Annotated in this window: 12 protein-coding genes and 1 pseudogene; 7 read left to right on the top strand and 6 right to left on the bottom strand. The window is 73.6% G+C overall.

Translation table 11 applies throughout. The features are described 5' to 3' along the window. Positions 1–52: 52 nt before the first annotated feature. From J7F03_RS28665 to J7F03_RS28675, 3 genes are all read right to left on the bottom strand, one after another. On the bottom strand, positions 53–2,062 hold the full coding sequence (locus J7F03_RS28665; RefSeq protein WP_251072626.1) for a discoidin domain-containing protein: 2,010 nt from the start codon (positions 2,060–2,062) through the stop codon (positions 53–55). 243 nt (positions 2,063–2,305) lie between these two features. Beyond that, complete coding sequence (locus tag J7F03_RS28670; RefSeq protein ID WP_308380007.1) at positions 2,306–3,082, bottom strand: alpha/beta hydrolase; 777 nt, start codon at positions 3,080–3,082, stop codon at positions 2,306–2,308. Beyond that, positions 3,004–3,816 carry an AraC family transcriptional regulator gene (locus tag J7F03_RS28675; RefSeq protein WP_214954526.1) on the bottom strand — a complete coding sequence of 271 codons (813 nt, stop codon included), beginning with the start codon at positions 3,814–3,816 and terminating at the stop codon, positions 3,004–3,006. Before J7F03_RS28675 ends, J7F03_RS28670 begins: the two co-directional genes overlap by 79 nt. Before the next feature lie 49 nt (positions 3,817–3,865). Here J7F03_RS28675 and J7F03_RS28680 point away from each other — a divergent pair, with 49 nt between their 5' ends. Further along, positions 3,866–4,345 carry a DUF2000 domain-containing protein gene (locus J7F03_RS28680; RefSeq protein ID WP_214954529.1) on the top strand — a complete coding sequence of 160 codons (480 nt, stop codon included), beginning with the start codon at positions 3,866–3,868 and terminating at the stop codon, positions 4,343–4,345. A gap of 143 nt (positions 4,346–4,488) precedes the next feature. On the opposite strand, the gene J7F03_RS28685 is transcribed toward J7F03_RS28680, so the two are convergent. After that, complete coding sequence (locus J7F03_RS28685; protein ID WP_214954531.1) at positions 4,489–6,318, bottom strand: serine/threonine-protein kinase; 1,830 nt, start codon at positions 6,316–6,318, stop codon at positions 4,489–4,491. A 324-nt stretch (positions 6,319–6,642) separates the two neighbouring features. Here J7F03_RS28685 and J7F03_RS28690 point away from each other — a divergent pair, with 324 nt between their 5' ends. Both J7F03_RS28690 and J7F03_RS28695 read left to right on the top strand, forming a co-directional pair. Beyond that, a complete protein-coding gene (locus J7F03_RS28690) occupies positions 6,643–10,581 on the top strand; it encodes a Pls/PosA family non-ribosomal peptide synthetase (RefSeq protein WP_214954533.1) in 3,939 nt (1,312 codons plus the stop codon). Between the two features lie 84 nt (positions 10,582–10,665). Then, on the top strand, positions 10,666–11,988 hold the full coding sequence (locus J7F03_RS28695; protein WP_214954535.1) for a M1 family metallopeptidase: 1,323 nt from the start codon (positions 10,666–10,668) through the stop codon (positions 11,986–11,988). A gap of 47 nt (positions 11,989–12,035) precedes the next feature. On the opposite strand, the gene J7F03_RS28700 is transcribed toward J7F03_RS28695, so the two are convergent. Together J7F03_RS28700 and J7F03_RS28705 are read right to left on the bottom strand one after the other, a co-directional pair. After that, on the bottom strand, positions 12,036–14,942 hold the full coding sequence (locus J7F03_RS28700; RefSeq protein WP_214954537.1) for an NACHT domain-containing NTPase: 2,907 nt from the start codon (positions 14,940–14,942) through the stop codon (positions 12,036–12,038). A 9-nt stretch (positions 14,943–14,951) separates the two neighbouring features. Then, on the bottom strand, positions 14,952–15,365 hold the full coding sequence (locus J7F03_RS28705; RefSeq protein WP_251072648.1) for a hypothetical protein: 414 nt from the start codon (positions 15,363–15,365) through the stop codon (positions 14,952–14,954). A gap of 252 nt (positions 15,366–15,617) precedes the next feature. Here J7F03_RS28705 and J7F03_RS28710 point away from each other — a divergent pair, with 252 nt between their 5' ends. The 4 genes and pseudogenes from J7F03_RS28710 to J7F03_RS42770 all read left to right on the top strand — a co-directional run. Continuing rightward, positions 15,618–16,544, top strand: a complete 927-nt coding sequence (locus J7F03_RS28710) for a hypothetical protein (RefSeq protein ID WP_214954541.1) — start codon at positions 15,618–15,620, stop codon at positions 16,542–16,544. Next, entirely contained in the window at positions 16,541–18,013 is a 1,473-nt protein-coding gene (locus tag J7F03_RS28715) for a hypothetical protein (protein ID WP_214954543.1), read from the top strand. The genes J7F03_RS28710 and J7F03_RS28715 overlap by 4 nt, the downstream gene beginning before the upstream one ends. A 144-nt stretch (positions 18,014–18,157) precedes the next feature. Then, positions 18,158–18,760, top strand: coding sequence for a GNAT family N-acetyltransferase (locus J7F03_RS28720; protein ID WP_214954545.1), 603 nt, complete (start codon positions 18,158–18,160; stop codon positions 18,758–18,760). A gap of 65 nt (positions 18,761–18,825) precedes the next feature. Next, positions 18,826–21,045, top strand: a pseudogene (locus tag J7F03_RS42770) (Rv1355c family protein); the annotation flags it as partial. Positions 21,046–21,142: the final 97 nt, after the last annotated feature.

Here is a 21,142-nt window from a genome sequence, read left to right on the forward strand (position 1 = left end):
CCCCGAAGGGTGTCCGGGAGCCGGCCGGCTCCCGGACACCCCTTCGGCGCCGTCAGCTGCTGTATACGCCGACTTCGTACAGGGAGTAACCCCATTGGGTGCCGCGTCCCGTTCCGTGGACGCGTACGTACCGGGCCGGGACCCCCGCGAACCGCGCCGTGTCCAGGCCGCCGTCACCGGTGGTCGTGGACCAGGCCGTCTGCCAGGCCGCCCCGTCCGTGGAGACCTCGACGCGGTACGACTTGCCGTACGCGCGCTCCCAGTCGAGCGTGACCCGCTTGACCAGGTTCTCGGAACCGAGGTCGAACTGGATCCACTGGTCGTCGCTCCAGTCGCTCGCCCAGCGGCTGCCCTTGTCGCCGTCCACGGCCTGGCCGGGCGCGTAGCTGACGAACGGGTTCCACTCCGAGGCGCTCGCGGAGGCGGCCGTGCGCGACGCGAGGTTCACTCCGGCCCTGTGCTGCTCGGAGGAGCCCCAGGTGCGCAGGTAGGACTCGGCGCCCTTGAACAGGTCGTCCACCACGCCCTGCCCGCCGACCAGCCGGATGTCCTCGATCCAGTCCGGCACCAGGCCGTAGTGCGAGGCGCCGTCGGTGTTGAGGTCCCACGTGCGCTGGCCGGTGGTCTGCTTGTCGATGACGGACCCGCCGTCGGTGCTGCGGAACGGGTACGTGACCGGGTTCGGCGCGCCCGCGCCGCGCGGGCCGGGCCAGCCGCCGACGCCGTTCATGTCGGTGCCGTAGCCGTAGCCGACGTTGTACTTCTCACGCAGCGCGTCCGTCCGCTTGGCCTCCGCGCTGAACCCCTCGGAGCCGCTCATGTACTGGGCGGCGAAACCGCCGAGCTTGTAGAGCCGCTCGGTCCAGCCGAGGTCCATCCAGCTGTGCGAGGAGATCACGCCCGGGTACGACTCGGACTCGAGGATGTCGAAGGCCTGGCCGGCCGCCTTCACGCTCATGTGGTCGATCTCGAGCATCATCTTGCGCTTCATCATGCCGCGCACCGCGTAGTCACCGAGCTCGGTGAGCCCTCGGGTGTTGCACTGGGCGCCCGAGGCGTACGAGGGCACCGTGACACCGGCCGGCAGCTCCTTCTCCGCCGAGGCCGCCGGGGCCAGGCCGATGGGGTTGTCGTGCTGCGGGCCCGCGCACTGCTCGGTCTTCCAGAAGGTGCCGGTCGACAGGAACTGCCCGACGTTGATGGCCGTTCCCAGCGCGCCCTCGTCGAAGCGGACCCCGCACAGGGCGTTGTCGAACTTGTGGCACAGGAACATGCTGCGCACGCCGAGCCCGTACAGCTCGTCGAGGCCGCGGTCGATGTCCTGCTTGCTGCACTGCGAGATGTCCAGGATCTGCTTGCAGCCGAAGGGCTCGGAGGTCTCGACGCCGAGGACCACGGCCAGCTTGCCCTGCTTGACGACCTCGCGGGCCTGCGCGGAGTCGGTGACGATGCGGAACCACCCCTTGCCGGGGCCGCCGTACATCTTGTCGACGAAGGCCTGCATGTCGTAGCTCTTCTTCGCCTCCAGACGGATGGCGGTCATCTCGTCGCAGCTGCGGTCCTTGAAGAAGTAGACCGAGCAGATCACGCCGTTGGTGACGAGGTCGTTGACGAGGACGCGCTGGCCGCCGCGCCAGGCGCGCTCGATCCAGGCGTAGTAGTTCTGCTGGTGGGTCAGCGAGTCGTGGGCGGGCCAGTCCTTGAAGGTGGGCCAGCCGTCGGGGTCGTGCTTGCCGTCACCGCCCTTGGTGACGAAGTCGAAGATCGCCAGGCTGCCGTCGGGGTAGTGCTCGGGGCAGTCCTTGAGCGCGTCGGCCACCCCGAGGTCGGAGAACGGCTTGCCGCAGATCAGCCGGCCGCCGAAGCCCTCGTTGGACATGATGTGGTCGTGGGCGTCCACGAAGCCCCGTACGTTCCCCTGGGCGTCGGTGCCCTTGAAGGGCTCGCCGGTCACGTTGATCTGGGAATCGGGCGCGGGCCTGGCGGAGGGGTTCCACCAGCCGTCGTCGGCGGCGGCGCCCGGGACGGGGCCGAGCGCCATGGCCAGCAGGCCGAAGAGCATCGACAGTATCGCGATCGGCCTGGCCGGTCCGCGCCTTCGCTGTGGTGGTGGTTGCGTCTCTCGGCTCATGGCCACTGTTCACGTCCTCGGTCGGCACGGGGCGCGGTCGAGGACACAGTCCACCCGGGGCGTGATCGGCCCTGGCGCCTGGTTGTCATGTCCCGCGCAAGCATTGCGTCGAGAATCGCTACTGCCGGGTACAGAGTCAAGAGTCCGGGTCAGATGACCTGATGGATCGTCACCCTACGCCCCCCGGCCGCCGTCCGGACCTCTTTCGACGCGATGGACGAGACCGGTGATCCGCTCGGCGAGCAGGGGCCACAGCGCGCGCGGCAAGTTGTGGCCCATGCCGTCGACCACCAGCAGCTCGGCACCCGGGACGGCCGTGGCCGTCGCGCGTCCCCCGCTGACGTCGCACATCGGGTCGTCGGCGCCGTGGATCACCAAAGTGGGCACGTCAACGCTCCGGAGCAGCGGCGTCCGGTCTCCCGAGGCGAGGGAGGCGACGGCCTGGCGGACGACGCCGGGCGGGTCGTAGGACCGGTCGTAGGCGCGCCCGGCGCGCGCGGCCGCCTCGGCCTCGTCGAACGCGAAGCCCGGGGACCCGGCAGTCCGCGAGATGCGGACCGTCCGGTCCACCACGTCCTGGCGGGTCACGGCCGGCGGACCGCCGAAGGCGCCGAGCATCTCGGGCCGGGCCTGCCCGACCGAGGTGTCGCCCGTCGTGGACATCACCGAAGGCAGCGACCGGACCCGGCGGGGGTGCTCGATCGCGGCGGTCTGCGCGATCGCACCGCCCAGCGAGCCGCCGACCAGGTGCGCGCTCTGCCATCCGAGGACGTCGAGCAGGCCGACGGTGTCGGCCGCCATGTCGGACAGCGTGTAGGACGCGGACGAGGTGTCGCCGGTACGCGCGGTGCCGCGCGAGCGGCCGCGCCGGATCAGCGGGCCGTCGCGGAACGGGCGTAGCGCCCCGGGGTGGTGCCCACTATGCGCTTGAAGTGCCGGGTGAAGTGGGATTGGTCGTAGAAGCCCGCCGCGACCGCCGCCTCGGCCGGCGGCCGGCCGTCGAGGAGCAGCCGGCGGGCCAGGGCGACCCGGCGCGAGACGACGTACTGGTGCGGGGCGATGCCGAAGGTGCCGCTGAAGGCGCGCACCAGGTGGGCGGGGTGCGCCTGGAGCAGGCCGGCCGCCTCCTCCAGGGAGACGCCCTCGACCGTCCGTTCGTCGAGGAGCTCGCGCAGGCTCCGGGCGACGCCGGTGCCGGGCGGTGCGGCGGGCGCGTCCGGGAGGATCAGGCCGGGCCGCAGGAGGGTGCGCAGCCGGTCGCTGATCAGGGCCAGGCGGCTCTCCGCCTCGAACTCGTCGCCCGGGGTCGCCAGGACCTGGTGGAGGTGGCCGACGCGGCTGCGCAGGACGGGATCGGCGAGATCGGGCCCGTCCACGGCGGCCCCGATGAAACGTTCGTCCAGCTGCGTCGTGTCGAGGTAGAGCACGCGCTTGCGGAAGCCGTGCGGGGTGGCGGACGAACCGTTGTGCGGGACCCGCGGCGGGAGCAGGCTCACGGTGTCGCGCGGGGTGCCGCGCTCGTGGCGGTCCAGGTCGTAGCGGATGACTCCGTCGTCGACGATCAGCACGGTCCAGGCGTCGTGGACGTGCATGGGGTAGGCGTGCGCGGTGAAGTGGGCGTGGAAGACCTCGACCACACCCGCGACTTGGGGGCGCCAGGCGGATACCTCCTGCTGGGGCTTCACGCAAAGAACGTACAAGATCGAGAAAGGGCGCGCCCGGCAGTCTCATGCCATGGACGACGAGAAGAAGAACTGCATCGACGCGGCCGGCGGGGCCGCGCAGGCGGACGTGGACGCGCCCGTCCGCTTCGACACCAAGATCGCGGTATTGCTGCGCGACGACCTCGAGACCTGGCAGCGGCTGAACGTGACCGCTTTCCTCGTCAGCGGGCTCGGTACGCGGTCCCCCGAGGTGGTCGGCGATCCGTACGCGGACGCCGACGGGACCGCCTACCTGCCGATGTTCCGTCAGCCCGTACTGGTCTTCGAGGGTGGGAGGGAAACGGTGACGGCGGCGCACGAGCGGGCGGTGCGGCGCGGACTGCCGGCCGCGGTGTTCACGTCGGACCTCTTCGCCACGGGCGACGACCGGGCCAACCGGGCGGCCGTGGCGGCGGTGGGCAGGGACCGGCTCGACCTGGTCGGGATCGCCGTGTACGGGGCGCGCAACGCGGTGGACAAGGTGCTCAAGGGCGCCCGCATGCACTCCTGAACGCGGTGGCGCGGCGGGGGCGCGCGGGGGCGGCGCAGGCCGCGACGCGCCCCCGTGCGTCGGACCGCGTTCCCGGGCCGCTTCGGCTGACCGGCCCCGGCCCCGGCCCCGGCCCGGCGGCCGGTACGCAGGGCCTCAGGGCCTCAGGGGATCCGCCACTGCTGGGCCTTGTTCCCGGACACGCAGGCGACCACCGTCAGCTGGTTGCCGGCGCCGTTGGACGTCAGGCAGCCGCCCTGGAAGTGGATGTCCTTGATGTAGTGGGCGCCCGAGGTCGGGGCCGTCTCCAGGTTCCACCACACGTCCCCGGAGAAGTCGCCGGAGAGCTCGACGCGAACGGTCTCGTTGAATTGCGTCAGCGCCCGGCTCATCGCGCGGCCGGACGTGCCGCAGGCCTTGAGGGTGTCGTAGTTGCTCTTCTCGTGCACCCAGCCGAAGGCCGTGGTGCCGCCCATGACCACCTTGGCGCCCCCCTCGGGGCTGCCGGTGCTCAGACCGATCTTGAGGCCGTTGCCGACGTTGGTGATGGCGCCCCAGCTCGCACCGCCGCAGCCCTTCGGCGGGGTGGTGCTGCCGCTGCCCGAGCCGCCGTTGCCCCCGCCGCCGGGGGAGGAGGCCCCGCCGGGCGTGCTCGCGCCCCCGGTCGGTCCCGTACTGGTCCGCCCGTCGGCGCCGGCGGAACCGCCCGCGCCCTGCGTCGTGTTGGACGCCGGAGGGGGCGCGGCGCCGCCGCCCTGCCCGCCGGGGTTCCCGCCCGGGTCCGCTCCCGGGTCCGCTCCCGGCAGCGGGGCCGAGGCGCCGGGCGACGCCTCGCCCGGGGTCCCGGAGGGGGACGCGCCGGGGCTCTGGCTCCCGCCGCCCGAAACCGGGGCGGACACCGACGCGGACGGCTGCCGTCCCGCCGTCGGCACGTCGGACTCCCGGCCCCTGGGGTCGATGTAGAGGACGGTGACGGCCACCGAGGTCGTGACCGTCACGGTGACCGCGATCGGTACGGCGATGTTGGCGGGGACGCGCAGCCACCTCGGCCAGTTCCGCCGCGGCTCACCGGCGGCCGTCGGCGCCGCTGCCACCGCGTGCAAGGCCGGGCCGGGCCGGGGGACGGTCGGTCCCGCCGGCGCGTCGAGCTCGCCGAGCGGTCGGCCGGCCGCGGCGCGCCGCGCCGCCGCCGCCATCACCGAGGCGTCGGCGTACCGCTCCTCGGGCTGCTTGGCCAGGGCCCGGGCGACGAAGGCGCGCACCGGCGCCGGGAACTCCTCGGGAAGGGCCGGGACCGGCTCCCTGATGTGCTTGAGCGCGATCTCGACGACAGACTCGCCGGTGAACGGCGGCTCGCCGGTGAGCAGTTCGTAACAGACCACGCCCATGGAGTACAGATCGGACGCCGCGACGGCACCGAGACCCTCCGCCTGCTCGGGGGCCATGTAGAGCGCCGTACCGAGCACCGCGTGCGAGTCGGTGATCCCGATGCTGGCCGCGCTGGAACGGGCGATGCCGAAATCGGTGACCGTCACCCGGCCGTCGTCGCCGAGCATCAGGTTCGACGGCTTGATGTCGCGGTGCGTCACGCCCCGCAGGTGCGCGGCGTGCAGCGCGTCCAGGGCCTGCCCGGCGATGTCGAGCACCTGTTCGGCGGGGAGCGGCCCGGCCGTCGCGCGGACCTCGTTGAGCGGCCGCCCGTCGATGAGCTCCATGACGATGTACGCGATCATCTCGCCGGATTCGATCCGGCTCTCGCCGTAGTCGTGCACGTCGACGATGCCCGGGTGGCTGAGCGAGGCGAGGACCATGGCCTCCCGGCGGAAGCGCGCCGCGAAGCCTATGTCGTCGAGCAGCGCCGGCAGCAGCACCTTCACCGCGACCTGCCGTCTGAGCACGCCGTCGTCGGCGCGCCAGACCTCGCCCATGCCACCCCCGCCGATCCGCTCGGCCAGTGTGTACCGGTCCCCGAGGACCGTCCCCCGTCCCCACATGTGCGCCCCTTGCCATCCCTGCTTGTTGGTGGTCAGCCAAAGTCGGTCGGGATGAGGGTACTTGGTGCCTGCACGAGCCCCGGGTGCGCCTCGTCACACAGGGCCGCCGGGGAGTCGGCCGGGCGTCGCGCGGAGGCCGCGGAGTTCTTCCGTAACCCTGTGGCCTCCTTACCGTTCCTTCCCGGCCACGCGCAAGTCTTCTACGGGAAAATCCTTGCCGGCGCACTAGACTGACGGGCTGTTTGGCGCCGGACCGGAACAACCTGGGCAAACCCGGGCTCCGCCGGCGACCCGGACGTTTCCGGGAGCGAGACACGAGGGCCGATGTCAGCCACACCTGAGCGCGGTGAACTCACTCTGCTCGACGACGGGAGCGTGATCGACGGGACCGTGCTCGCCGGCGGTGAGGGGTTCGAGGAGCCCGGCAAGTCCGCCCGGTTCTCCGCCGGGCCCGCCGCCCCGCCGCGCACCCTCGTCGACGTCTTCGAGGCCTCCGTACGGGCGTACCCCGACGACCTCGCCCTGGACGACGGCACCGCACGGCTGACCTACCGGGCGCTTGCCGCGGAGGTCGAGCGCCGGCGGCGCGCCCTCGCGGCCGCCGGGGTGGGGCTCGGCGACCGGGTCGGCGTACGCGTGCCGTCCGGGACCAACGAGCTGTACGTGGCCGTCCTCGCCGTGCTCGCCGCGGGCGCGGCCTACGTTCCGGTCGATGCCGAGGACCCGGACGAGCGGGCCGAACTGGTCTTCGGCGAGGCCCGGGTGCGGGCCGTGCTGGGCGCGGGAGCGCGCATCGACGTCACCGGTCTCGGGGATGTTCCCGCATCCGCCGCGCGGCCCGGCCCCGGGCACGACGCGTGGATCATCTTCACCTCCGGCTCCACCGGCAAGCCCAAAGGTGTCGCCGTCAGCCACCGGAGCGCCGCCGCCTTCGTGGACGCCGAGGCAGCCCTGTTCCTCGCGGAGGAGCCGATCGGACCCGGCGACCGGGTCATGGCCGGACTGTCCGTCGCCTTCGACGCCTCCTGCGAGGAGATGTGGCTCGCCTGGCGCTACGGCGCCTGCCTCGTGCCCGTCCCGCGCTCCCAGGTCCGCAGCGGCGCCGACCTCGGCCCCTGGCTGGTGGAACAGGAGATCACGGTGGTCTCCACCGTGCCGACCCTGGCCGCGCTGTGGGAGCCCGAGGCCCTGGGCGAGGTCCGGCTGCTGATCTTCGGCGGCGAGGCCTGCCCGCCCGAGCTGACCCAGCGCCTGGTCACCGAGGGCCGCGAGGTCTGGAACACCTACGGCCCCACCGAGGCCACCGTCGTCGCCTGCGCCGCCCTGCTGACCGGCGAGGAGCCGATCCGGATCGGGCTCCCGCTGAACGGCTGGGAACTGGCCGTGGTCGACGAGGCCGGTGAGCCGGTGCCGATGGGCGGCAGCGGCCAGCTCGTCATCGGCGGCGTCGGCCTCGCCCGCTACCTCGACCCGGACAAGGACGCCGAGAAGTACGCCCCGCTGGAATCGCTCGGCTGGCAGCGCGCCTACCGCAGCGGCGACCTCGTCCGCGCCGAACCGGAGGGACTGGTCTTCCTCGGCCGCGGCGACGAGCAGATCAAGCTCGGCGGCCGCCGCATCGAACTGGGCGAGGTCGACGCCGCACTGCAGGCTCTGCCCGGGGTCGCCGGCGCGGCCGCCGCCGTACGCACGGCCCGCGGCGGCAACCAGCTCCTCGTCGGCTACCTGGTCACCCAGGAGGGCTGGGACCACGCGGCGGCGGTGACGCGGCTGCGCGCCGAGCTGCCCGCGGCCCTCGTCCCCCTGCTCGCACCCGTCGACGAGCTGCCCACCCGCACCTCGGGCAAGGTGGACCGCGACGCACTGCCCTGGCCGCTGCCGGAACTGGAGACCACCGGCCCCGCCGAGCAGCTGTACGGAACCGAGGCCTGGCTCGCCGAGCAGTGGAGCGAGACCCTCGGAGTGGCCGTCACCCACGCCGCCGACGACTTCTTCACGATCGGCGGCGGCAGCCTCGCCGCCGCCCAGCTCACCACCCGGCTGCGCACCCGCTACCCGAGCGCGGCCGTACTCGACATCTACCAGCAGCCCACCCTGCGCAAGCTGGCCCGGCACCTGGAGAAGTCCGCACAGGACGACGGCGCGACCCGGACCGTCGCGCCCGTTCCGCTCCGGACCCAAGTGGTCCAGTCACTGCTGCTGCTCCCGCTGTTCACCCTGGTCGGCCTGCGCTGGACCGTGGCGCTGCTGGCCCTGGGCAACGTACTCCACCGGTTCGGGGCCTACCCGTGGGCGCCGGCCGCCTCCTGGTGGCTCGTCGCCGCCGGCGCGGCCCTGCTCTTCAGCCCGCCGGGCCGCCTCGCGATCGCGGCCGGCGGCGCACGCCTGCTGCTGCGCGGGGTGAAAGCCGGACGCCACCCGCGCGGCGGCAGCGTGCACCTGAGGCTGTGGACGGCCGAGCGGCTGGCCGAGTACGCCGGCGCGACCTCGCTCACCGGCTCCTGGCTGGAGCGCTACGCACGGGCCCTCGGCGCGAAGGTCGGCCCCGAGGTGGACCTGCACTCGCTGCCTCCGGTCACCGGCATGCTCAAGCTCGGCCGCGGCTGCGCCGTGGAGTCCGAGGTCGACCTCTCCGGGCACTGGCTGGACGGCGACCGCCTGGAAATCGGCCCGGTCAAAGTCGGCGCGGGCGCCGTGGTCGGCACCCGCAGCATCCTCTTCCCCGGCGCTCGGGTCGGCAAGCGGGCCGAGGTGGCCCCCGGCTCCGCGGTCGTCGGACAGGTGCCGACCGGCCAGCGCTGGGCCGGTGCGCCCGCTGTCAAACTCGGCAAGGCCAAGCGGAACTGGCCGAAGGAGCGCCCGCCGCGAGGGCTCCCCTGGCGGGCGGCCTACGGGGCGGCGGGCTTCGGCCTCACGGCCCTGCCCGTGCTCGCCACCCTGCCCGCGCTGCTCGTGGTGAGCCGGTTCGTGCCCGCCGACGCCGGGCTCGCCCACGCCCTGCGCGGAGCGCTGCTCGCCGTGGTCCCCGGGGCGCTCGCCTTCGGGTTCGCGTACGCGCTGCTCCTGCTGGCCTCCGTGCGCCTGCTCAGCCTCGGGCTGCGCACGGGAGTCCATCCGACGCACAGCCGGGTCGGCTGGCAGGCCTGGACGGTCACCCAGCTGATGGACCTGTCCCGGGAAACGCTCTTCCCCCTGTACGCGGGGCTGATCACACCGGTGTGGCTGCGGCTGCTCGGCATGAAGATCGGCCGGGGCGCGGAGGTCTCCACCGTGCTCGCGCTGCCGAGCCTCACCACCGTGGGCGAAGGCGCGTTCCTCGCCGACGACACCCTGACCGCCCCCTACGAACTGGGCGGCGGCTGGATGCGGATCGGACACTCCGAGATCGGCCGCCGGGCTTTCCTCGGCAACTCCGGAATGACCGCGCCGGGCCGCACGGTGCCGGAAGGAGGGCTGGTCGGCGTCCTGTCCGCCACCCCGAAGAAGGCCAAGAAGGGCAGCTCGTACCTGGGCCTGCCGCCGGTCCGGCTCCCGCGCTCCGCCGCGGACGCCGACCAGAGCCGGACGTACGATCCGCCCGTGCGCCTGTTGTGGGCGCGGGGTCTGGTCGAGCTGTGCCGGCTCGTCCCGGTGTTCTGCTCGGCCGCGCTGGCCGTACTGACCGTGGCGGCGCTCTGCGCGCTGACCGGGGCGGACGGGCCGGGGACCGTGGGAACCGCGCTGCTGTCCGGTGCGGTCCTGCTCGCCGGCGGCGCGGCCGCGTGCGGGGTCGCGGTGGCCGCGAAGTGGCTGCTGGTCGGCCGGCACCGGGTGGGGGAGCACCCCCTGTGGAGCGGCTTCGTGTGGCGCAACGAACTGGCCGACACCTTCGTCGAGGTGCTGGCCGTACCGTGGCTGGCCGGATCGGTGCCCGGTACGCCGCTGCTGGCCCTGTGGCTGCGCGCCCTCGGGGCCCGGATCGGCCGGGGCGTGTGGTGCGAGAGCTACTGGCTGCCCGAGACGGACCTCGTGGTCCTCGGCGACGCGGTCAGCGTGAACCGGGGCTGTGTACTGCAGACACACCTCTTCCACGACCGGATCTTGAGGACGGATACTGTGGTCCTCGGCGAGGGCGCCACCCTGGGACCGGGCGGAATCGTCCTGCCCGGGAGCACGGTCGGGGCCCGCAGCACGCTGGGTCCCGCCTCGCTCGTCATGGCCGGGGAATCCGTCCCCGCCGACACCCGCTGGCTGGGCAACCCGATCGAGGCCTGGCGGTCCTGAAGGGCGGCCCGGGCACGCCGCCCGAAAGAGTCCCGGTTCCGGCACGTCGTACGAACACGCACAGCGCAGGGAGCGGAAGCGGCAGTGAGCGGCCAGAGGACATCGGCACCGGACCCGTACTTTCCGGCCAACGGCGACCCCCGCTACCGCGTGCACCGGTACGAACTCGCCCTGGAGTACCGCCCCGGCCCCAACCGGCTGGCCGGGACGGCGCGGCTCAGCGCGATCGCCGGGCGGGCACCGCTCACCGAGTTCGACCTGAACCTGGCCGAGTTCAAAGTGGGCCGGATCCTGGTGAACGGCCGGGCGCCGCACTACACCCACCGGGGCGGCAAGCTCCGCGTCCGGCCGGCCAAGCCGCTGCCCGCCGGCGCCGCCTTCACCGTCGAGGTCCACTGGGCGGGCAACCCCAAGCCGGTGCGCAGCCCCTGGGGCGGCCTCGGCTGGGAGGAACTGACCGACGGCGCGCTCGTCGCCAGCCAGCCGGTCGGCGCGCCCTCCTGGTACCCCTGCAACGACCGGCCCGCCGACAAGGCCTCGTACCACCTCTCGGTCAACACACCGTCCGCCTACACGGTGGTGGCCGGCGGCCGGCTGCTCACGAGGACGACGAAGGCCAGCACGACCACCTGGGTCTACGAGCAGTCCGCGCCGACCTCCAGCTACCTGGTCGGCCTGTCCATCGGCATGTACCAGACGGTGCTGCTCGGCGACCCGGGGCTCGGCGGGGTTCCGCAGAGTGCCCACGTGCCGGCGCACCTGCTGCCGCTGTTCTCCCGCGACTTCGCCCGGCAGCCCGCCATGATGCAGCTGTTCGAGGAGCTGTTCGGGCCCTATCCCCTCGGGGAGTACGCCGTCGTCGTCGCCGACGAGGAACTGGACGTCCCGGTGGAGGCCCAGGGCCTCTCACTGTTCGGCGCCAATCACGTGGACGGCGTACGCGGCTCGGAGCGCCTGATCGCACACGAGCTCGCGCACCAGTGGTTCGGCAACAGCGTCACCATCGCCGACTGGCGGCACATCTGGCTGAACGAGGGCTTCGCGAAGTACGCCGAATGGCTCTGGTCGGAGCGTTCCGGCGGCCGCGGCGCGCACGAGCTCGCCGCCACCGCACACCGGTTGCTGGCCTCGCAGCCGCAGGACCTGCGGCTGGCGGACCCGGGCCGCAAGCTGATGTTCGACGACCGCCTCTACCAGCGCGGGGGCCTCGCCGTGCACGCGATCCGGCGTGCCCTGGGCGACGAGGCGTTCTTCCGGATGCTGCGCGACTGGGCGGCCGTCCACCGCCACGGCGTGGTGACCACCGCCGGCTTCACCGCCCACGTGGCCCGCTACGCGGCCGAGCCGCTGGACGACCTGTTCACGGCGTGGCTCTACGAGCCCGCCCTCCCGCCGCTGCCCGCGTAGGGGCGTGGAGCCCGGGGCCGGACGGCCCCGAGGTGCTCCGCGCGCCGTCAGCCGAGCTTGGCCACCACGATGCGGGCCAGGTCCTGGGTGATGGCGGCCAGGCGCCCGTACGTCCGGTCGTCCTCCCGGGCGACGTTCACGTCGTAGCCGACCGTGAACACCACGTTGTCGACGCGGACCGTGGTCTCGACCAGGGGGTGGGGGCCGGGGAACTTGACCACCGTGACGGCCTTGTCGCCGAGGCCCGCCGGGTGCGCGGTGGACTGGGGGAGGGCGACGGCCGAATCGTCCTCCAGTCTGAGATAGCGGTCGGCCGTTTCCGCCGCGCTCCTGCCGAACACGGGCCGGTGCAGCCGCGAGGTGAGCATCACGTTCGGCGCCGCCGCGCTCGGTGTGCCCTCGCTCCACCAGCACGTGCTCGAGTCGAGGTGGCTCGCGCTGCCTTCGTCGCCGCGACCGCGCGCGTCGGGTACGAGGGCGGAGAGGTCCTGCTCGTCCAGCAGCTCGCAGGCGGGCGCGATCGACTCGCGGACCCGCCCGAGCAGGGCCGGATCCGGCAGGCTCTCGATGCCGGTCCACACGGCTCCCGCGCCGAGGACGAGCACGAGCATCGTCGCGGCCCTCGCCACGGGCCGCACGGCCGGGCCGGCCCACGGGTGCCCCGCCCCGGCCCCCGCCCCGGCCGGCGCCGATCCCGGCGCCCGCTGATCGGCAGCGCCGGCGAGGCGGTCCTGGAGCCTGGCGTGCCGGAACCGGTAGGTGGCGCCGAACTGGCGGAGAACTCCCAGGCGATGGGCGTCGTCGAGGAACTCGACCAGCTTCCAGGGGATCCGCCCGTACGCCCACGGCCGCACCCGCGCGGCGGTGTAAGCGGCCCAAGCCGACATCGACACCCCGGTCGCGGCCAGGGCAGCGGCCGATACGCCGCCCGTCACGGCCCACTCCAGGTGGCCGACGGACTCGTGGCCCCCGTTCGCCTCCCACTGCGCCAGCGCGGCCATGGGGAAGAGTACGAGCCCGGCCGCTCTCAGGACCGCGCCGCCGCCCGTCAGGATGTTGACGAGCCCGAGCGACGTCAGTGTCGCGAGCCTGTCCCTGTTCAGCACCTGTGCGGGGCTGCCGCCCGCCGTGGTGGTCTTGAGGCCGGGGTGCAGCAGCGCGCTGAGCGCGAAGGCGCAGCAGAAGAGCACGAGGAGGAGCGGGTACTCCATCACCCGGAACCAGAGGAGGGCCGCAACCAGGGCCACCGCCGCGCCGAGCAGGAAGCGGGGCACCGACTCGGGGCGCCGGAAGTACCGGGGGGAGGGCTCCGTCCCCCGCGAGGCGAGCGTCAGGTCGGCGACCGACACCAGACACAGCAGCCCGAACCACACCCAGACCGGCAACTCCACGCCGGCCAAGGACTTCCGCTGGTCGAAGAGCCACCACATGACCGCCGTCGCGGCCCCCAGCGCGGCCGCCCAGCCGAGAGCCCGTGCCTTCTCGGCGGCCCTCGGGTTCAACCGCCACCACGCCAGCTCCTGGGTTCCCTGAGAGTCCAGCTGCCGGGCGAGGAAGGCCAGCCACCGGGTCGACCGCTCGGGCCGGCCGACGACCGCCGGGACCAACCGGTCCAGCAGATGGTCCTCGATCGCCTCCCGCGTCGGGAAGCGTCCGGCATCCAGCAACTCCGCGGGATCGAGGGCGCTCTCGCTGTAGGCGGTACGGGCCAGGCCCGTCATCAGCGGCGTCGACAGTACGCTCCGAAGGGCCTGTTCCTGTACGCCGTCCCCGTTCGCCCGCAGTCGGGCGAACACCGGGTCCCACTTGGTCGACGCCTCGGAGCCGCCGACACCCTTGCGTGCCGTGCGGCGCAGATGGTCCGCCAGCTCTTCCAGGTCCAAGGGTTCGAGGCGAACCGCCGCCGTGGCCGGCAACAGGGCGTCGGCCTCCTCGACGGCGGCCTCGTACTCGTCCACCCGGCTGGTGAGCAGGAACCGGTCCGCCCGGCCGAATCCGGCGCGCAGTCGGCACAGGGCCTCGGCCCGCGCGTCGGGGCGTATCTCGTCGAACCCGTCCAGTACCGGCAACAGCCTGCCGGTACGCAGGAGTTCCACCGCGACCCGGTCTCCGGAGACCGTCAGCGCCGCCAGGGCCGGGTGATCGTCGACCAGCCGCTCCGCGGCCCAGGACTTCAGATCCCGCGTCGCGGGGTCCCAGGACGCGAGCGGCAGCAGCACGGGGACTACGGGATCCGCGGGCGCGACCCGCCGCAGCCGCTCCACGGCGAAGCGCAGGGCGAGCACCGACTTGCCCGACCCGGCGTCCCCGAGCACGATCAGGCGGCCGGAGGGGACTTTGGCATACACCTCCGTGATGGCACCGATCCGGCCGGAGAGATCGAGCGGCTCCTCGCCGGCGCCGGCGCCGAGGATGCTGGACCAGTGGTCCGTGAGCCCCTCCTCGTTGACCCACCGCACCGGGAGCGGACTCGGATGGTGCGTCCCGCGCAGTCGTTCCTCGCGCTGCCACTCCTCGCGCAGTTCGTCCGCCAGCTGCTTCGCAGCCCCGTCCAACTGCCGCTCGAGGCGGCGTGCGCGGCGGGGGCTGCGGCGAAGCCGGGCCTGGCGCCACCGGTGCAGGCCGGGGCGCAGCATCGGAACCGCGGTCGCGATCGGGGCCACGCCCGCGAGCAGCAGCGTGCCGCGGGCGGTCCAGCCGCCGGCGACGTACGCCGCGCCGCCGACCAGGGCGACCCCGGTCAGCAACAGGAGGAACGGCGCCACCATCCGGGCGAGGGCGCGGCCGGACCCGCGCACGGCATCGGGGCCGTCGTCGGGGCCCGCGCCCGTGTGGACGTACACGTCCCGGCCCGCGACATAGGCGCGGCCGTCATCCGAGACGACCACCCGCGGCAGGACGTGGCTGCTGCCACCGCTGTGGTTCGGATTCGGCTCGGCGTCAGGGGTGTTCATTCCCGGCGGTCATTCCCCGGTGATGTGCTGGTCCCGCCCCGCCATGAACACCCGGGCGTTGTCGTGGGCCTCCGCCGTCATGACGATCGACCCGACCCGGCTCCGCTCGTCCGCTGCCAGCAGGGGTGCGAGGTGCTCGTCGAGCAGCCGCCGCAGCTCCGCGGAGAGCCCGGCGTCCGGGTCGGCGCGCAGGAGTTGCTGGAGGTGCAGCCGCCACGTCCCGGCCAGCGCCCGCTCGGTGTCCTCGTCCTCTTCCTCGCGCGCGGCGAGGACGCGGGCGCGCAGGGCGTCCAGCTCGGCTCCCATGGGGTCGGCGCTGTCCGGATGCACGCGCCGCCACAGGGCCACCGTGGCGGCTCTCGCCTGCTGCCAGCCGTCCGTTGCCATCGCGCCCACCAGTGCGGTCCCGGCTGCCAGTACCATCGGATCCACCCAACGCCCCTTTGCCGGACAGTGGTTCGGGACCAATGTAGACGGGCGGGCGTGTGCGGGCGAGTGCCTCTCCGCCGTCCGTCTCACGGTGCGTGCGGGGGATGGCATGTTTTGACAATTTGTGTAATTTGATGGCGCGCTGCCTCGTCGGCGGTGCGAGCGGGGGATGGTGGCGGGACCGGAGGGCAACGGCTGCCCGCCGTGCCGAGTGCGCCCAGTGTCGGCGCAGGGGGGTGGCTTGTCATGCCGGTGGCGATGGTCGAAGCGGTTCTGCTCGCGCGCAGGAACGAGCGGCGGTTCGAGGAGCTCGAGCGCCGGCGCAAGAAGCTGGAGCGGCACATCCGGCAGGAGGGCCAGGCGCAGGAGGAGCGCCGCCGGATGGTCTACGACCACGCCCTGGTCCCCTTCCGTGAAGTCTTCGGGCGGCTCAAGCACGTGGACCTGGCGGAGCTGGCGCCCGTGGACCCGGCAGGCTCGGGCGTCTCGGACGTGGAGCTGCGCGAACTGCGGCACGTGGCTGCCACGGCGGTGGCTTCGCTGGCCGGAGGCGCTGCCGCCGGCGCGGGCGTGGGGGCCGTGGCCTACGCGGCGGTGGGAGCCTTCGCGATGGCGTCGACCGGTACGGCGATTTCGGGGCTGTCGGGGGCGGCGGCCACCAGCGCCACCCTGGCTTGGCTGGGTGGAGGGTCGCTGGCGGCCGGGGGCGGCGGGGTCGCGGCGGGCACGCTGGTGATGACGGCGCTGGTCGCCGGCCCGGCGCTGCTGGCGGCGGGAGTCCTGCTGGAATGGCGCGGCCGCGCGGTGAAGGACGAGCAGAAGAAGTTCGCCCGCAGACTGGCCGAAGCCGGACGGGAGTTGAAGAAGACCCGGGCGGAGCTGTCGGCGGTGTTCCAGCGCAGCCGGGAGACGCGCCTGGTCCTCATGGACCTGGGCCGGGCGATGGAGGCCCGGCAGCCGGCGTTCGCCGAACTGGTGGACCGCTGTGAGGACTACGGGTCCTACGGCCTCGGCGCACGGGCCCTGGTGAAGGAGATGTTCGACCTGGCCGTGGCCACCGTCGCCGTGATGGGGGCGCCGCCGGCCGGTGAGGACGGGCGTGTATGCGAGCTCTCGGGCCGGGTGGTCGCGGACGCCCGGGCGCGGCTGTCGGCTCTGGAGGCCGCGGCGTGAGCGCGGAAGCGTCTCCGGGTCCCGGCAAGGCGGCGTCCGCCGCGTCCCGGGTGGCGGGTGAGGCGGCGTGGGCGGCGGCGGACGCCGCGACCCGCAGGTTCGCCGCGGCGACGATGGAGACCCTGGACACCAGGGAGACGGTGCAGCGCCTCGCCCGCCGCTATGCGGCCCTGGCCAATGCCCAGCGGGCGGGCTATCTCTTCGAGGTGGAGCACGCGCTCTCGTTCAACCAGGCCGCCGCCCGGGCGGGGGCCGGTGTGCGGGCGGTGGTGTCGGAGTGGATGGCGGGAGGATCGCAGACGGCTGCGGCGGACGTCCTGCTCGTCGACGGCGCCAAGACGGTCGGCCAGGTGCAGGCCAAGCTGATGGCCTCGGCGTCCGGCACCGCACATCAGATCCGCCGCGGTCACTACACGGGAATGACACGCCTGGTGGCCGGGGACAAGGTGGCCGCCGTGGACAGCCTCCTGCAACGGCGCCTGACCATGAACCCCGACGGAATCGGCTTCGCCGACTACGCCGACGCCCACGCCCACCTCGGCGACTCCATCCGGTACGGCGCCATCACCTCGCAGCCCGTGGACCTGGCCGACGCCCACCGCCACGCCACCGACCCGGAGAAGTGGATGCGCGGCCGGGTACGCCAGGCGGCCGGCCGGGAAGCGGCCGCGGCCGCCGCCACCGGGGCCGCGGCGGGCGCCGCGGCCGAGGCCGCCATCGCGGCCGCCGGGCAGCTGGCCCGGATCCGGGCCGGGGAGACCTCACCCGCCCAGGCCGCGCTCACCGCGGCCGCGGCGGCGGCCCGCGGCGCTGCCCGCTCCGGCTCCCTGGCCGGGCTCGCCTCCCTGGTCCGCACCGCGGGCCGCGCCGGGCAACTGCCCGCCGCGTTCGGCGGCGGGGAACTCGCCTCGGCCACTGCGACCGCGGCCCTCGCCGTCGCCGAAGCCGGTCTCCAGCTCGCGCAAGGGCGCATCGACGGCGGCGAGTTCGCCGCACGCGGCGCCGAAGCCGCACTGCACGCCTGCCTCACCTGGGCCTGCGGCGCCGTCGCCCAGAGCGTGATCCCGGTCCCCGTCGTCGGAGCGCTGGTCGGCGGGCTCGTGGGCCAGGCCGCCGGAACGGTCATCGTCCAGGGCCTGCAGGCGGCCGTCGTCATCGCCCGCGGCACCCGCACCACCGGGACGCTCACGCTCGAACACGAACTCCTCGCCGCCTCCCTGACCACCGGCCTGCTGGCCACGGCGACCGCCACACTGGGCCCGCGCACCCACACCGGCACCACCGTTCTGCCCGCCCTCGCACCCGTCCGCGAGCACCTCACCGGCACCGACCCCGCCCGAGCCCTGTCCTCCCTGGCCGCCCTCACCGCCCACCACGCCGGTGTCCCCCTCCACCTCACCCCCGCCGAGTTCGACGCCTGGATGACCGAGCCCGACGACCTCCTCCTCGTGCTGAACCCCAACTGGTGAACCGACGGCCCGCCGATCCGGTCCGCCCACACCCCGAGGCCCCCCCTGCACCTCAAACTGTTCGACATCCACTTCGACGACCCCCTCTACCAGGAGTTCCTCGCCGGGCAGGAGAAGGCGTACGCCCGGCTCGGCCAGGAGGAGATGGTGAGGTTCGGAAAGGGCGACCCGCGCGTCGGCGCCGACGCGCTCAGCTGTGTGGCAGCGGTCGACGACGACGGCCGGCTCGTGGGCGGTGTGCGCGTCCACCACGGCGTCGAAGGGGAGTTGCCCTCCGAGATCCACCTCCGCAGCCCGCACGTCGCCTCCGCCGTCGCCCGGGCCCGCGCCCGGGGAGAGGCCGTGGCGGAACTCTCCGGCGCGTGGGTGGCACCGCACTGGCGAGGACGCCATCTCGTCACCGTCCTGGTGGTCGCCGGGATCGCCGCCGCCGAAACCCTCGGCGCCACGGCGCTGCTCGGCAGCTGCTCGGACCGGCTGACGGGGACGTACGAACGCTGCGGCTACCGGTGGCGCCGTGAACAACCCTTGGCCGACGTCCCCTTGCCCGGCGTCACCTCGTACTACTCCCTCGACCGGATCGAGGCGTTCCACCAGCGGGAAGCGCGGCTGACGCGGGCCTTGCGTTCGCTGCGGCAGGAGCTGGGGAGCACGCCCGAGCGGATACCCGAGCCGGTCCTGCGCGCCTGCGTGGACCAGCTCGGCCTGCGGCTGTTCGAGCCCGCGATGCTCTCACCGGAAGCCTGACCGGACCCCGACCCCCACACCGGCCACGCTCCCTCATCCCCGATCACGACCGCCGGAGGTGCACGATGAGTCTGGAAGCGCACATCAAGTCCGTCGCCCGGACGGCCGAAGACGCGAACACCTGGCGTCCCCGGCTGTTCGCCGCGGGCGACCCCGCCCAACGGTCGGAGCTGACCGGGCTCCTGGCCCGCGGTGAGGCGACGGAGGTGGGGGACACCCTGGCCGAACAGGTGGCGGAGCTGCTCGCCACCCGCCGCCCTGCCTGGCGTCCGAGCGCCGGGGAACTCGCGGCGGCGGTCGAAGGGCATCTCGACGGGCGGTCGCCCCTGGAGTACGGGACGTGGGTCTGGTATCCGTGGTCACGCCGGCTCGCGCACGTCCTGCCCCGGCCCGAGTACCGCGAGCTGCGCCAGTCCCGCAACCAGCACAAGATCACAGCGGCGGAACAGGCCGGCCTCACCGGCAGGACGATCGCCGTGGCCGGCCTCTCCGTGGGCGCCGCCAGCGCGTTCACCCTCGCCCAGGAAGGGGTCGGCAGCCGTTTCCGCCTCGCGGACTTCGACCGGCTCTCCCTCTCCAACCTGAACCGGCTGCGTGCCTCGGTCACCGACATCGGCCTGTCCAAAGTGGTCATCACCGCACGGCAGATGTACGAGATCGATCCCTATCTCGACATCTCGATATGGCCCGAGGGCCTGACCGAGGACAACGTCGACGCGTTCCTCACCGGCGACGGCCGCGACGGCCGTGCCGATCTGTTCGTCGAAGAATGCGACGACCTCTACATCAAGGTCTTCGCCCGTGAGCGTGCCCGGGCGCACGGGATCGCGGTGCTGATGGAGACCAACGAGCGCGGCATGCTGGACGTGGAACGCTTCGACCTCGAACCGGACCGGCCCCTGCTGCACGGCCTGATCGACGGTGTGGCGGCCGCCGACCTCAAGGGGCTGTCGGTCCGCGAGAAGGTGCCCCACGTCCTGCGGATCCTCGGCCCGGAGAACCTCTCGCAGCGCATGGCCCCCTCGCTGATGGAGATCGGGCACACCCTCTCCTCGTGGCCCCAGCTCGCCTCGGGGGTGGCCCTGGGCGCCGCTGTGCTCACCGACACCGCCCGCCGTGTCCTGCTCGGGCAGTTCACCGCCTCGGGCCGCTTCTTCGTCGACCCGGCGGAGCTCGTACGCGACGGCGCGCAGGCCCACACTGCGCCCCCCGCGCCGCCCGCGGCGCGCACCGCACCAGGGCCCGGCGCGAAGACCCGTACCTCCCCGCTCGTGCTGCCCGACTCCGGTGCGGCCTTGGGCGAGGAAGGCATCCGCCGCCTCGTGGAGTACGGGATCCGGGCCCCCTCGGGCGGGAACGTCCAGCCGTGGAAGTTCGTGGCCCGAGGCCCGGTGCTGCACTGCCGCACCGACGACACACAGCCGTCGACGCTGCTCGACTTCCGGGGGGCCGCCACCCAGTTGGCGATCGGAGCGGCCGTCGAGAACATCGACCTCGCCGCCCGGGCCGCGGGCTGGGCCTGCCACGTACGGCCCTTCCCCGACCCGGCCGACCCCGGCGCCGTCTGCGAGCTCACCTTCTCCGAGGCCCCGCGCACATCGCGGCCCGACCTGGCCGACTGGATCGACCGGCGCGCCACCAACCGCCGGCCCGGCCCCGCCGTTCCCCTGGACGAGTCCCACCGGCAGGCCTTGACGCGCTGCGCGGCCGACAGCGGCGCACGTCTGCACCTGATCACCGATCGTGCGGACATGGAGGAGACGGGACGCATCCTGGGTGCCGGCGACCGGCTGCGCATGCTGTCCCCGCGCCTGCACCAGGAGATGATGAGCGAACTGCGCTGGACCCCCGAGGAGGCGCGGACGACCCGCGACGGCATCGACGTCGCCACCCTCGAAGCGGACGCCACCGACCTGGCGGGCCTGTCCCTCGCCCGGCACTGGCCGCACCTCGCCTTCGTCCGGCAGATGGGCGGCGGCCGCGCCTTCGAGGAAGGAGCCCGCGACAGCGTCGCGGCGTCCTCGGCGATCGGCTGCCTCACCGGCACCGGCACCGGCTCCCGGGCCTACTTCGACGGAGGCCGGGCCCTGCAGCGCCTCTGGCTCACCGCGACGTCCATGGGCATCGGATTCCAGCCCGTCACCGTACTGCTGTACCTCTTCGCCCGCGTCGAGCAGGGCGAGGGCGCCGGGCTCGACGCGACGGAGACCGCCACCCTGCACGCGCTGCGCGAGCGGCTCTCCGCCCTCGTCCCGCGGCGCCCGGACGAGACCGAACTGCTCCTGTTCCGCCTCTCCTACGCCCCGCCGCCCACGGCCCGTGCCCTGCGCCGGGGGGGTCGACACCGTACTCGGCTTCGAGGACCCCGACCCGCGCCGCTGA

This window comes from Streptomyces sp. ISL-43 (assembly GCF_018614195.1).
Lineage (GTDB): Bacteria > Actinomycetota > Actinomycetes > Streptomycetales > Streptomycetaceae > Streptomyces.